Origin of the sequence: Microbacterium sp. W4I4, from assembly GCF_030816235.1 — a bacterium.
GTDB lineage: Bacteria > Actinomycetota > Actinomycetes > Actinomycetales > Microbacteriaceae > Microbacterium.
The window spans coordinates 3222634-3236280 of sequence record NZ_JAUSXT010000001.1 but is presented as its reverse complement, the minus strand read 5'-3'; the positions used below and the strand labels follow the sequence as shown (position 1 = coordinate 3236280).

Annotated in this window: 10 protein-coding genes; 3 read left to right on the top strand and 7 right to left on the bottom strand. The window is 66.6% G+C overall.

Going from position 1 to position 13647, the window contains the following annotated elements; all coding sequences use genetic code 11:
• Positions 1–19 precede the first annotated feature (19 nt).
• Entirely contained in the window at positions 20–667 is a 648-nt protein-coding gene (locus QF046_RS15245) for an NAD(P)-dependent oxidoreductase (RefSeq protein WP_307371417.1), read from the bottom strand.
• Between the two features lie 86 nt (positions 668–753).
• Between QF046_RS15245 and QF046_RS15240 the strand changes: the two genes are divergently transcribed.
• Positions 754–1137 (top strand): helix-turn-helix domain-containing protein, encoded by a 384-nt coding sequence (locus QF046_RS15240; protein ID WP_307371415.1) that lies wholly within the window; start codon positions 754–756, stop codon positions 1135–1137.
• A gap of 10 nt (positions 1138–1147) precedes the next feature.
• Here QF046_RS15240 and QF046_RS15235 read toward each other — a convergent pair whose 3' ends face one another.
• The 5 genes from QF046_RS15235 to QF046_RS15215 all read right to left on the bottom strand — a co-directional run bounded on the left by QF046_RS15235 (position 1148) and on the right by QF046_RS15215 (position 7197).
• Positions 1148–2935, bottom strand: coding sequence for an amylo-alpha-1,6-glucosidase (locus tag QF046_RS15235; protein WP_307371413.1), 1788 nt, complete (start codon positions 2933–2935; stop codon positions 1148–1150).
• 8 nt (positions 2936–2943) lie between these two features.
• Complete coding sequence (locus QF046_RS15230; RefSeq protein WP_307371410.1) at positions 2944–3762, bottom strand: carbohydrate ABC transporter permease; 819 nt, start codon at positions 3760–3762, stop codon at positions 2944–2946.
• The gene (locus QF046_RS15225) at positions 3759–4805 is read right to left on the bottom strand and encodes a carbohydrate ABC transporter permease (RefSeq protein WP_307371409.1); all 1047 of its coding nucleotides are present in this window, start codon (positions 4803–4805) and stop codon (positions 3759–3761) included. The genes QF046_RS15230 and QF046_RS15225 overlap by 4 nt, the downstream gene beginning before the upstream one ends.
• Positions 4806–4855: 50 nt before the next feature.
• Entirely contained in the window at positions 4856–6097 is a 1242-nt protein-coding gene (locus QF046_RS15220; protein ID WP_307371407.1) for an extracellular solute-binding protein, read from the bottom strand.
• 95 nt (positions 6098–6192) lie between these two features.
• Positions 6193–7197: a LacI family DNA-binding transcriptional regulator gene (locus QF046_RS15215; protein WP_307371405.1), complete on the bottom strand. Its 1005-nt coding sequence runs from the start codon at positions 7195–7197 to the stop codon at positions 6193–6195.
• A 316-nt stretch (positions 7198–7513) separates the two neighbouring features.
• Here QF046_RS15215 and QF046_RS15210 point away from each other — a divergent pair, with 316 nt between their 5' ends.
• Complete coding sequence (locus QF046_RS15210; protein ID WP_307371402.1) at positions 7514–9346, top strand: glycoside hydrolase family 127 protein; 1833 nt, start codon at positions 7514–7516, stop codon at positions 9344–9346.
• An 84-nt stretch (positions 9347–9430) separates the two neighbouring features.
• Positions 9431–10447, top strand: a complete 1017-nt coding sequence (locus QF046_RS15205; RefSeq protein WP_307371399.1) for a LacI family DNA-binding transcriptional regulator — start codon at positions 9431–9433, stop codon at positions 10445–10447.
• 98 nt (positions 10448–10545) lie between these two features.
• Here the strand turns inward: QF046_RS15205 and QF046_RS15200 are convergent, their stop codons facing one another.
• A complete protein-coding gene (locus tag QF046_RS15200) occupies positions 10546–13530 on the bottom strand; it encodes a PxKF domain-containing protein (protein WP_307371397.1) in 2985 nt (994 codons plus the stop codon).
• Positions 13531–13647 lie beyond the last annotated feature (117 nt).

Genomic DNA, 13647 nt, shown 5'->3' with positions numbered 1-13647 from the left:
CCCGGCCGCAGCGCGGCGCTCAGTAGGCGAGGTTGAGGTGCGCCCGGTGGTGCTCGGCCTGCTCGATCAGGTCGACGAACCCGATGGCGTAGTCGGCACCGGAGATCTCGCCGCCGTCCTCGGGGTGCAGCGCGACATCGTCACCGACGCGGTAGCGCCCCAGACGCTCGCCCGGGGCGTGGGCTCCGAAGCGTCCGGCCGGGCTGACGAACACCCAGTCGAGACTCTCGGGGGTCGCAGGCAGGTCATCGGACACCAGGGCCGAGACCGTGGTCAGCTCGGCGTGGAACTCCGCCGGGGCGTGGCTGAGGTCAGTGACGAAGCGCGGAGCGCCGGGGGCAGGGCGCAGCGACGAATAGCCGCCGACCACGTGCAGCGGCACGCCCGCCGCATCGGCGATCCGTGCGATGGACGCGTACACGTGCCGGAAATCCTCGGCGAGCGCGCCACGCGGCGCGAGCGCGCCGACCACGGCATCCGCCCCGTCGACGACCCTCGCGAGCGCGGTCGTGTCGGTGGCATCGCCCTGCACGTAGGTCACGCCGGGGGTCTGCTGTTCCGGAAGCGTCCGGCTGAACGAGGTGACCTCGTGGCCGCGGGCGGCGGCCTCCGCGACGATGGCGGATCCGGCGTAGCCCGTTCCGCCGAGGACGATGATGCGCGACATGGAATTCCTTCTGTAGAACACTGGCTCCGAACGGCAGCCAATGGTTACGATAAGAGAGCAGGTCGCTCTTGGGAAGAAGGCACTTTGTGGTAACCAGCATCTCGGCTCCGGTCCATCCCGGAAACCCCTATCGCGCGGACTGTCCCACCCGTCGCATCCTGGATCGCATCGGCGACCGCTGGACCGTGCTCGTCGTCGGCGTCCTCGGCCAGGGTGATGCACGATTCTCCGAGCTGCGCCGCAGCGTGGAGGGCGTCTCGCAGAAGATGCTGACGCAGACGCTCCGCGCTCTCGAGCGCGACGGTCTGGTGCGCCGCACCGTGCACGCAGAGGTGCCGGTGCGCGTCGTGTACGCGCTCACACCGGCCGGCGAGACGCTGCTGGTGCCGCTGCGGGCCCTGCAGGATTGGTCGATCGAGCACCTGGGCGACGTCGTCGCATCGCAGCAGGACTACGACCGCCGGGCCTGAGGTCGGTTCGTCACCGTCCCCCGACAGTGTGTGAAGGGTCAGCTTTCAGGTGCGGCATACGTCCGTCCGTTCGAGCCCCTCCCGAATCTCGGCGAGCAGGGAGAGAGTTGCGCTCAGAGGCGGCCTCGGCAAATGAGAGGTAGACGCTCGCCGTCCACGTGTAGGCGCGATCGCGAAGACCTACGCCGGTCAGGGCATCGAAGTTCTCGGCGAACCCGCTCTGCTCGCAGAGCCGGCGGAATCGTTCGCTGATCTCGTCCGCCCTCGCCACTTCTCCCGCCGCCCGCAGACCTGCCTCGATGATCGACGTCGAAGGCGCCCAGATCGGACCGCGCCAGTAGCCATCTGCGGTGTAGTGCTCGGAGTCGACGAGCTCGGTCGCGAGTCCGAACCGGGTCAGGTGGGCGTCGATCCGGTCCACCAGGGTTGCGACCGCCCCGGCAGACAAGCGATGCGCGGCGACGATGGGCAGGGTCGTCAGCAGGCTCGTGCGGGATGCGGGTCTTCTCCCGATCACCGAGCGGGCGGAGAGCGTCTCGCCATCCCACAGCTGTTCCGCCAGCGCGGCTGCGACAGCATCCGACTCCTCGCGCCATCCCGCCGCATCGTCCGGTGCGATCTCGTCGGCCAGACGGGCGAGTTCATCCAGCTGCAGGACGAGGAATGCGGCCAGGTCCGGAGCTTCGATGAGCCGATCGGCGTCGAAAACGGTGGAGTTGTCCCAGCCGCTGTCGTTGCCGTGCTCGTAGAAGGGCAGCACGCTTCCTGGAGCGCGCCGGCAATCCAGCCAGTACCGGGTCCATGCGGAGAGCCGGGAGTACACCTCGATGAGAGTGTCCCGCGGAATGGGGCGAGCCAGTCGCTCGCGCAGAAGCCCGAACGCCCATCCGTGGATGGGCGGCTTCACGAAGTTGTAGAGCACCTCCGAGTGCGTGATCGAGTCTGGCAGGGCCCCGGTCGCCGCCTGATGGTCGAACACCACGAGGAACTGGTCCAGCGCCAGCTCGGGATGCGATGGAGCGAGCGCGAGCGCGTTGAAGCAGTGGTCCCAGCTCCACACCTTGTCCATCCAGTGCTTCGACATCAGGACGCTCTCGCGGGTGATGAAGCCGAGCGGGCGAACGGTCGCGGACCACAGGACATATGCGGCGAGGGTTGCGGCCGGATGCTCCGCGCGGAATGGGGCGACGGCATCGGCGTACGCATGGAACTCGGTGTGCCGCGCGGCGACCACCTGATCGAACGCGTCGATGCGCGCCGGAGCGGGAGACTCGGAGTCGAGCTCCTCGACGGCGACCTCCCAGGGCCCCCCGTCTGTGCCCGCGCGAACGCCTCGCTCGCCGGCCCCCAGGAGCTCCGAGCCGACGACGTCGAAGACGCCGGTGATCCTGCTGATCCGATACCGTCTTCCCGTCTCGTACGAGGTGAGGACCGCCGATCCATCGGAAGGCGAGGTGTAGAGGTAGCTGCCGGTGAACGAGGTGAGCCCTGCTGCGGCATCCTCGAGTCGGAGCGAGAGGCCCTCGCCGCGCAGGCGCACGGTGTTCGCATCCGCGAAGGCCGCCTCCATAAAACCGGATGCCGCCTCCCAGCGCAGCCGCTGCGGCGTGGCCGCGGGAACCGCATCGAGCAGCAGCTCGCCATCGTGCGGCAGGATCGCGAGCACAGCGTGCATCCCGGTCTGATGCGAGACCAGGTGCACGTGCGGCGATCGGACATGCAGTCCGACGACCCGGGAGACGGAAAGCCAGGATCCGCGCATGCTGAACGGCACCTCGTCCAGCGAGAACTCCAGCATCGGCATCCTCAGTCCTTCACCGCGCCGGCGGTCACTCCGGCGGCGACGTACCGTTGCGCGACGATGAGCAGAAGCGCTGCGGGCACGGATGCGACCACTGCCGTCGCCATGATCGCGTTCCAGTCCTGCGTGTTGTTGCCGATGTACTTGTAGATGCCCATCGTGATCGGCTGGAAGTCGCCGCCGCGATTGAGCGTGGAGGCGAAGATGAAGTCCGACCACGCCCACAGGAAGGCGAACAGCGACACGGTGACGATCGAGTTGCGGCTCACCGGCAGGATCACCGATCGGAAGGTGCGCCATTCCGACGCGCCATCGATCTTCGCCGCATTCATCAGCTCATCCGGGATGCCGGACATGAACGCCGTGAAGATGAGCACCGCGAACGGCACCGCCAGGGTCGAATCGGCGAGGATCAGGCCGGGAACGGTATCGAGGATGCCCCAGTTGAAGAAGATCAGGTAGAAGCCCATCGCCATGATGATGCTGGGGATCATCTGCGCGATCAGAAGCGTGAAGTCCACTGCCGTCCGACCCCGAGGCCGGAGCTTTGCCAGCGCGAATCCCGCGGGCGCGGCGAGGATCAGCGTGAGCATCACGGTTCCCAGGCCGATGATGAGGCTGGTCCCCAGGAACGGCAGCTGTTCGTCGAGCACCGTGCGGTAGCCCTCGAACGTGGGGTTGAGGGGAAAGAGGTTCGGCGGGTCCTTGCGCAACTCGGTCGGCTGCGTGAGCGACACGTTCACCATCCAGTACAGCGGAAACAGCATGAGAGCGGTCAGCACCAGCCCGATGACGGTGTTGGCGATGCGGCGTACCGAGATCATGAGTTCTCCATTCGGCGCTGAGTCCGGATGTAGATGAGACCGAAGACGAAGGCGATGAGGATCAGAAGGTTGCCGACTGCGGCTGCGGGGCTGAGTTCAGGCGAGCCGCCGCCGAAGCCGAGGCGATAGGACCAGATGGCGAATGTCGTCGACGCATTGCCTGGTCCGCCTCGCGTCATGATCCAGATGATGTCGAAGACCTTCAGCGTGTACACGAGACCGAGAAGGATGGTGATCGCGGAGACCGGGCGGAGGAGGGGGAAGGTGATCCGCCAGAATGTCTGCCACCCGTTCGCGCCGTCGAGGGAGGCCGCCTCGTAGATGTCGTTCGGGATGCCCTGCAGGCCGCTGTACAGGATGACGAGATTGAACGGGATGCCGATCCAGATGTTGGCGATGAGCACGGACACCATCGCCCATTGGGGAGAGGTGAGCCAGTTGATCTGAGGGACGCCGACGAGGGCGAGTCCGGCGTTTACGACCCCCGACTCGCTGTTGAGCATCCACGCCCAGGTCGATGCGGAGACCAGCAGCGGCAGCAGCCACGGAACGAGGAACAGTGCGCGCAGCGTGGCGGCGAGCGGGAACCTCTTGAAGAAGAAGACGGCCAGGGCGAGCCCGATCGAGTACTGGAACACGATCGAGACGATCGTGAACACCCCGGTGTTGATGAGCGCCGGCATGAACGCCGAGCTCTGCAGGATCTCCGCGTAGTTCTCGAACCACACGAAGGGTGCAGTGCCGTCGATGAACGAGCGCAGCGTGTATTCCCGGAAGCTCAGGTCCAGGTTCTGATACAGCGGAAAAGCGTAGAACAGGATCATGTAGACCGCCACCGGGGCGATGAACCCCCACGCGATCAGCTGGCGGCGCAGCCGGCGCCGGGCCCCGCGGCGGCGCAGCCGGCGCCGGGCCCCGCCGCTCCGCGCGGCGGGGGACTCTCCTCTGCGCCGCGGCGCGGAGGAGGCTGCGCCCATCGAGGACGCGGCCTCCCCCGCGATCGCGAGCACAGGTGTCTCCGCAGGGGAGGGTGGTGCTGACATCTGAATACTCCTTCGGAACCTGCGGGAATCGACCTGCTGCGAGCCGCAGACTACTTCAGCTTCTCGGCTGCGGTCGTCTGAGCGTCCTTCAGCGCGTCAGCCGGTGCGGCTGCACCGCTCAGCGCGTTCTGAACGGCGGTGTACAGCTGCTCCGAGATGACTCCGTACGAGATGCCGAGGTTGTCGGCCGTGCGCGGCTTGGCATCGCCGACGGCGCTGATCCAGAACTCCAGCGTCGCGTCTGCTGCAAGCTGCGCCTTCTGGCCGTCAGCGGTGGGCGCCACATACCCCAGCGCCGTCGCACCGGTGTCTCCCGTGCTCAGGCAGTCCACGATCTTGACCGAGGTGGCGTAGCGGGACGTGTCCTTCTGCACCGGGATGGTGATGAACTCGCCCCCGGTCGGAGCCGGCGCGGCTCCCCCGTCGAAGCCGGGCACCTGGATCGACTTGTAGCCGGCATCATCTGCGGCGGACTTGAACCATGAGCCGTTCTCGGCGAAGGCGAAGTCGCCGGTCATGAACTCGTCCCAACTCGTGCCCTGAGTGTTGGAGAGCACCGAGTTCGGCGCGATTCCCCGCTTCACCCAGTCGGTCCACAGGCCGAGAGCCTGCTCCGCCTCGGGCGAGTCGAGCTTCTTCAGGTCCGCACCTGCGCCCCAGAACCACGGAAGGAACTGGAAGGTCCCCTCTTCGGTCCCGACCGCCGAGAACGTGATGCCCTTCTTGCCTGCAGCGACGACCTTCTCCAGCGCGGCAGTGAGGGATGCGGCATCCTTGACCGATGCGATGTCCACGCCGGCGGCTGCGAGCACCGTCGGGTTGTAGTACAGGCCGAGCGTGTTCGCTCCGACCGGAACACCGTAGTACTTTCCGTCGATCTCGCCGGCGCTGAGGATGTTCTTCTCGATCTTCGAGACGTCCAGCCCGTTGTCCTCGGTGGTCGTCAGCAGGCCGGCGTCCGCCAGTGTCGAGACCTTGGGGTTGTCGACCATGGCGACGTCGGGAAGGTTCGCGGCTGCGGTGGTGACGTCTTTGACCGTGTCACCGGTGTTGCCCGCGTTGCGCTTGATGGTGATGCCGATGTCCGCCGCGCACGCGTCGATGGCTTTCGCCCACGTCGACGACGCGTCACGATCGGGATACGGATCCCACAGGGTGTACTCGGTCGAGTCGGCGGACGGCGTGCCTCCTCCTCCGCCGGCCGAGGTCGAGCATCCGGTCAGTGTGGCGGCACTGATGCCGATGGCGACGATGACAGCGCCGACGGCGCGGGCCTTTCGTGTGTTGTCCACTGTGTTCCTCTCTGAAAAGTGGTGCGGGAATTGCATGGGATTGGTCGAACCGGTTCGAGACGCGCGGCGACGGACTTCCTCGCCGCAGGTGCGGATCAGCGGGTGCTTCCCCGATCCGTCAGCTCGGGTGCGATGAATCGGACCACAGGCATGCCGGCGGCATCGTGATCCTTCATCCGCCGCACGAGCGCCTGGACCGCGGCGCGGCCCAGTTTGTCCGGCGAAGTCTCGATCGCCGTGTACGGCAGCGAGAACAATCGTCCGAAGTCTTCGGCGAAGATCCCCACGACCGACAGGTCATCCGGAACCCTCACTCCCCGCGCGTTCAGCACGGAGGGGAGCCCGGCGATCATCGCATCGTTGTGGATGATGATCGCCGTCGCCGTGGGACGCGCGTCGAGGATGGCGTTCAGCGCCTCCGCGATCCGAGGCTGCTCGGTCTCGCCGTAGTAAGGGAACATCCGCAGGCCGTAGCGTGCGCCGCGCTCGAGCGCGGCCTCACGGAATCGCCAGGCATACGCCCCGCCGCGCGCGATCACGTGCTCGTGCGGCGCGATCAGGATGATCTCGCGATGCCCCAGCTGATAGAGGTGGTCCACCAGCATCCGCGCCGCTTCGCCGAAATCCAAGTCGAACACATCGAGCCCATCGGTGTCACGAGGAAGTCCGACCAGGGCGCCCGGCTGCCTGGCGGCGCGCAAGGGCGCCACTCGGGAGTCATCGTGGCCGACGTTCAGGAGCAGAACACCATCCACCATGTCCGAGTCGGTGATCCGCTGCAGCGCCCGCGGACCGTCGTCTTCGGTCACCATCAGGATGTCGTATCCTTCCTCGCGCGCGGCGTCCGAGATGGGAAGGACGTACTGCAGCATGGCCGGCGAGAATTCGTCGCGGAAGAACTGCACGAACAGTCCGATGACCATCGTCTGGGAGGTCGCCAGAGCGCGGGCGCCCGCGTTCGGGGTGTATCCGAGCTGGTCGATGGCTGTCTCGATGCGATCGCGGGTACCACTGGAGATCGCACGCTTGCCCGACAATGCGTAGGAGACGGTGCTGCGCGAGACGCCCGCTGCACGTGCGACGTCGCCTATCGTGGCCACGGCGCCTCCTGTTCATCGTCGAACCGATTCGACTGAGAACCTGTCCCTCGCACCGCCTCACGCGGTGCGATGTCGTCGAACGTGTCCCTTTCGGACACTTGATCGTCGAATTCCGGTTGAGTTCGACGTCCTGAGTGGATACTGTAATCGAACCGGTTCGACTGTGCAAGCAGACCGGCGTCCTTCTTCCACCGACCAAGAGGAATCCCTGTTCGTGACCGCCAACATCACGCCCCGCTCAGCGACACCTGCGATCCAGCCGATAGCACCTGTCGCGCCGAGACATGGAGTTCTTCGACCGCTCGGTCTGGATGAAGTGCGCCTTCAGGACGGCCTCTGGGGCGAGATCCATCAACTCAACGCAGAGGTCATCCTCGATCATTGCCACAGCTGGATGTCCCGCATCGGCTGGATCGACAACTTCGACCGCGCTGCGGGCACGGCGGACGGCGAGCACGCCGGGATCGAGTTCGTGGACTCCGAGGTGTACAAGCTGCTCGAGGCGATGGCCTGGGAACTCAGCACCCGCTCCGATGACGTGTTGGAGTCGCGGTATCGCGACCTCGTGCGCCGAATAGGCGCCGCACAGGAACCGGACGGCTACCTGCACACGAGCTTCGGACGCGAGGGACAGCCGGCCCGTTACAGCGATCTCGAGTGGGGCCACGAACTGTACTGCTTCGGGCACCTGATCCAAGCCGCCGTGGCGCGACTTCGCACCGGGCACGACGACGAGCTCCCCGGCATCGCCCGTCGCGTCGCAGATCACCTGTATCGGGAGTTCGGGCCCGAGGGCAGGCCAGCGATCTGCGGTCATCCTGAAGTGGAGATGGCCCTCGCCGAGTTCGCCCGCGCGACGGGCGATGACCGCTACCTCGAACTGGCCGCACTTCTGGTCGATCGGCGGGGACACGGGATGCTGAAGACGACGCTCTTCCACGGCCACGACTACTTCCTCGACGACCTGCCCGTCCGCGACGCCGCAGTGCTGAGAGGGCACGCCGTGCGGGCGCTCTATCTCTCCGCCGGCGCCGCCGATGTCGCGATCGACGGCGATGATGACGAGCTCCTGGATGCGATCACGACTCAGTGGGCCAACACCGTCGCTCGTCGCACCTACATCACGGGCGGCATGGGATCGCATCACCAGAACGAGGAGTTCGGTGACGACTACGAGCTGCCCGCCGATCGCGCCTATGCGGAGACGTGCGCGAGCATCGGCTCGGTCATGCTGAGCTGGCGTCTGCTGCTGCGCACCGGCGAGCCGAAGTACGCCGATCTGATCGAGCGGACACTGCTGAACGGCATCCTCGTCTCGCCGCGGGAGGACGGACGGGCGTTCTACTACGCGAACACCCTGCACCAGCGCACTGCAGGCACGGGCGAATCCGAACCCGGATTGAGCGAGCGGGCCGAGGCCACCCTTCGCGCGCCGTGGTTCGAGGTGTCGTGCTGCCCGACGAACATCGCCCGCACGCTGGCCAGCCTCCCCGGCTATGTCGCGACTTCGGATGACGACGGCATCCAGGTGCACCAGTACGCGCCGATGCAGCTCGACACCACTCTTCCGGATGGGCGGCGCGTCGCCTTCCGCGTGTCCACGGGGTATCCGTTCGACGAGAGGATCACCATCGTCCCGACGCATGATGTCGGCTCACCGACCACCTTGACGCTGCGGATTCCGGCCTGGGCCGCGCGGACCGCCACAGCCACCTTCAACGGCCAGGCGGTTCCGATCACCGGCGCCACCGTGGCCATCACCCGTGCGTTCCGGACCACGGACGCGGTCGAGCTCGTGCTTCCGCTCGAGCCCCGATTCACCTGGCCGCACCCGTCTGTCGATGCGGTGCGCGGTCAGGTGGCCGTGGAGAGCGGACCTCTGGTGCTCGCACTCGAGGACGTCGACCTGCCCGAGGGCGTCACTGTGGACCGGGTGACCATCGATACGGCGAGTGCCCCGGCGACCGGATCAGACGGCGCACGCGTCCGCCTGCGCATCCATCCTTCGCAGTCCGCCGCGTGGCCGTTCGGCGATCTCGAGAGACCCGCCGGCGAGCCGCTGCAGGCCGATCTCATTCCCTACTTCCGCTGGGCGAACCGTGGGCCCTCCACGATGAGGGTGTGGATTCCGGTATCCGACCTCGGATGACACGAGCACGGGCCGGGCGACCTCGGCCTGCGTCGTCTTTGGGGCTATTCTGAGGCGAATCGGTTCGCTAAGGGGTGACGTGACGTGGTGAACATCGGAGATGTGGCCCGAGCCGCCGGGGTATCACGGAGCACGGCGTCCTACGCACTTTCCGGCAAGCGGACGATCTCGCCCGAAGTGCGCGCCCGGGTCGCCGAGGCCGTCCGCGACCTCGGCTACACGCCGAACGCCGGTGCCCGTGCGCTCGCGACATCGCGGACGAGCGTCATCGCCCTTCTGGGCCGATTCCTCTCCGACGAGTTCGCTCCGGCGATGCTGCACTACATCCTCGGAGTGACCAATCGCGCACGCGAGCTGGGCTACGACACGCTTCTGGTGTCCGAGGACGACGGCGCAGGTGCACTTCTGCGCATCTCCGCTTCCCGCATGGTCGACGGCTTCGTGCTCCTGAACGTCGCGGAGCAGGACGATCGGCTTCCTGTCCTGCGCGGTGCGCCGCAACCGGGTGCGCTGGTCGGACTGCCCGGAGATCCGGATGGGCTCGATGTCTTCGATCTCGACTTCCCCGCCGCCGGCGCGATGATGGTGGACGAGATGTTCGCCCACGGTCATCGCGAACTGATCCTCGTCTCGCAGCCCCTGCACGTCGTGGAACGCGGCGGCGCCTATGTGTGGCGCCTGGCCGATCGCGCGCGCGAGCGCGCCGAGGAGCTGGGCATCATCCTGCACGACTACAACGGCGCAGCCGGTCAGCCCGAGGTCGGCAGGGACCTGAACGGATTCCTCGACGCGCACCCGTCGGCGACGGGCCTGCTCCTGAACAATGAGGCCGCAGCCGCCGCGCTCCCGAACGTGCTGGCATCGCGGGGGCTGACCTGCCCCGGAGACATCTCCGTCGTGGGACGCTACTCCGACGATTTCGCGCGGATGTTCTCGCTGTCGTACTCGGCGGTCGACAGCGCCGCCGATGAATTGGGCAGACGCGCAGTCGAAGCCCTGGTCGCGAGCATCGATCGAGGACCGTCGACCTCGCCTGCGCACGTCGAGCTGATCGCCCCCGTCATCCACGACCGCGGGAGCATCGCGCGTCCGCGCGGCTGACACCCGATTCGCTCGCGGTGAGGCTGCGCTGCCGGTCCGACGCAGATGCGGTGCGCGACCGGTGAGGTCGCGCACCGCATCATCGGTTCGCCGTGCTGCTACTTGCCGAAGGAGAACAGCGCGGTGTGCGTCGTCCCGTCACTCAGCTGCAGGGAGAAGGTGGCGCAGTCTCCGGCCCAGGACTTGTCCGTCTTCCACACGTACACGTACTGGTCGGCATCCGCGTCATACTTCAGGCCGCTGGCGCTGGCCGTGACCGTCTGCTCGATCGCGTCCACCGCGGCGGACGCAGAGCACGACCCGAACCGGACGGACGGCGAGCCCGCCGCCAGCACGTCGAGTCCCTGATCGCCGTTCAGCGTGAACTTGATCGGAACCGCACTCCCGGCCTTGACCGTGTTGACGACGTCACCCGAATCGACGGGCTGGGCGAAGCCCGACCAGTCGTAGACGACGCTGTAGTCGCAGCTGACCTCAGTCGAGCTGTTACCCGCAGCATCCGTCGCTGTGGCTGTCGGCACCGTGACCGTCTTCGCGCCGACACTCGAGGTGTCCAGCCCGATCGAGCCCTCCGCGGGCGTGGCCAATCCCGAACCGTTCTCCTCGTCGGTCGCAGTCCACGTCGCGACGGCAGTCGCGTCGAGGTTCACGGCATCCGCGGGGCACACCACAGTCACCACCGGTGCAGTGATGTCCATACGGGTCAGCTTCCAGAAGCGGTCCGCCGTCTGCGCGTCGGTTGCCGTGCTGGTCGCGGATCCGCCGGTGCCGAGGACCACGGTCCCGTTGCGGTTGCTGCCCGAGGAGTCGAGGAGCATTGCTCCGCCGGCCTCGTCGAACTTGTACTGAGCGACGTTGCCTGCCGCGGCACGGCCGGCGGCCAGGGCTGCCACATCCTCGGCGGTCAGCGCGGAGTTGTAGATCGCGAAGTCGTCGATCGCTCCGTCGTATGCCGGGTCGTTGTACTGAGACTTACCCAGATAGTTCCGGTTGGTGTTCCCCAGCGCAGACGGCTTCAGGGTCATGTTGCTGTTCGTGGCGACGACGGTGCCGTTCAGATACATGGTTCCCTGCGTACCCGAGACGGTCACGACGATGTTCGACCACTGGTTCAGCGGGAAGTTCTGCCCGCCGTAGGTCAGCCGCTGCTCCGCTCCGGCGCCGTTGTTCGAGATCGCGAATCGCGGTCCTGCGCCACCGGCGTTCATCGTGAGGAACATGTTGACGTTCTGACCGGTTCCGAAGTCGAACACGCGGGACCAGCTCGTGAGCGCGGCCGGCTTGATCCATGTCGAGATCGACCAGTCGCCGTTGAGGCTGCTGACGATACCGCTCGGAAGGGAGCCATAGGACGACGTCCTGCAGAAGTCGAGTGCCGTTCCGAACTTGCCCGGCTGACGCGCGCCGTCGGCCTGGCAGTTCGATGTCGGCGATCCGTCGGTCCACTGGATGACGGCTGCGCCGTCACTCTTGCTCATACCCATGATCCCGAGCGTCTTGCCCGTCGCATAGTTGGCCATGCGCACGCTTCCCTTGCCGTCGGGAATGAGCTGCCACAGCTGCGCCTCGGCAGTGCTGTCATCCTCGATCACCGCAGCTGCACCGTTCGATGCGGCGGCGCCGGAGATGGAGAGCACTCGACCACTGGGCGTGTGGATGACCTTGTAGAGGCCGTGTCCGGCGGGTGCGAGCTTCCACACCTGTCCCGCCGTCGTGGCCGGATCCGCCTGCACGACCGGCGTGCCGTTCGCGGTCGCGCCGCCCAGCGTGGCGAGCTGGAGCCCGGCGTTGATGTTCGTCAGCGAGTAGGTGCCGGACAGGTCCTGCGTCTCCTGTGCCGGCGTGACCACGATCTGGTATCCGTATGTCGGGTTCATCACGATCGGCACGGTGATCGAGCCGTCTGCCCCGACCTCGTAGGTGGTGTTGGAGATATTGATCGGGCCGTCCGTCTTCACCGTGCGCCCGTACGAGGCCGTGAAGTCCAGCTGCACCTTCACCTTCGACCCGAGTGCCAGCTTGTCGAGCCCGTTGATCTTCACGGATGTAGGCCCGGTGTTCCCGCCGGTGATCACCCTGACCTCATCCTTCGCATCGTTCACGGAGGCTGCACCATCAAGCGGGCTCTCATTGGTCGGAGGCGTCGTGGTGACCATCTGACCGCTCATCTGCGCGTACCAGGTGTACAGCCAGTAGGCGCCGTTCGGGTCGCCGTTGCGCCCGGTGAGCAGATCGCCGAGTGCGCCCGACTGGTTCCAGAACGGGAGCTCGGCTCGGGTGATCCCGTACCGCTCGAGCTTCGCGATGTAGCCGACGAGCGGTCCGGACAGGCCCACCTCTGCGGGGGCCGCGTACTCGGCGATATCGATCGGAGGCTCGGGGATGTTCAGGTCGGACAGGATCTTGCGGACGTTCTCCGCATCGCCCTTGATCTTCGATGAGCGGATCAGCTCATGCCATTCGAGGACGTCCGGAAGCGTGTCGGTCGCTTTCGCGTGCTCGAAGAAGGCGCGCATGTTCGAGATGTTGTCGGAGTAGCTCGGCCCCTGAATCGGCATCGCCGGGTCGAGGCTGCGCACCAGCCGGTACGTGTCGGTCCAGAGGTCGAAGAACGACCCATTGGCCGTCTGCCAGGTGATGTCGGGCTCGTTCCAGATCGCATAGGCGACGATGTTCGACTTTCCGGCCGCCTTGGTGTCGTTGACCATCTTCTCGACGGCCGGAAGCCACTCGGCCTTGTTGTACCGATACGGCCACCCCGGAAGGTAGTCGACGAGCCGGATGACCACTCCGGCACCTGCGGCCTTGGCCGTGTCGGCGACCGACAGTGCATCGCCTGTGGGCTGCTGCGTGCCGCCCTCGGGCTTCTGCATGAAGGTGTGGGGCTTGATCGGCAGGATCTTGTCCAGTGTCGGCACATTCGCGCCGGCCAGTCCATAGAGCGAGCCGCTGGCCATGTGGGTGACCGACCGGAACGGCTGGTCGGCCTGAACGACGAGGGTGCTCGCCGCACCGGGGGCCGCATCCGCCGGACCCGCCAGGGTCAGGATGCCGCCGCTGACCACGAGCGCTGCTGCAGTCATCACCGCGAGAGTTCGTCGACTGCGAGGCATCAGAGCGACGCCTGTTCGCTGGCCCCCATCGGGAGCATCCGTGTGCCGCGACCGTCGCGCGGGCTTGATTGTCTTCATCTGCTTCGT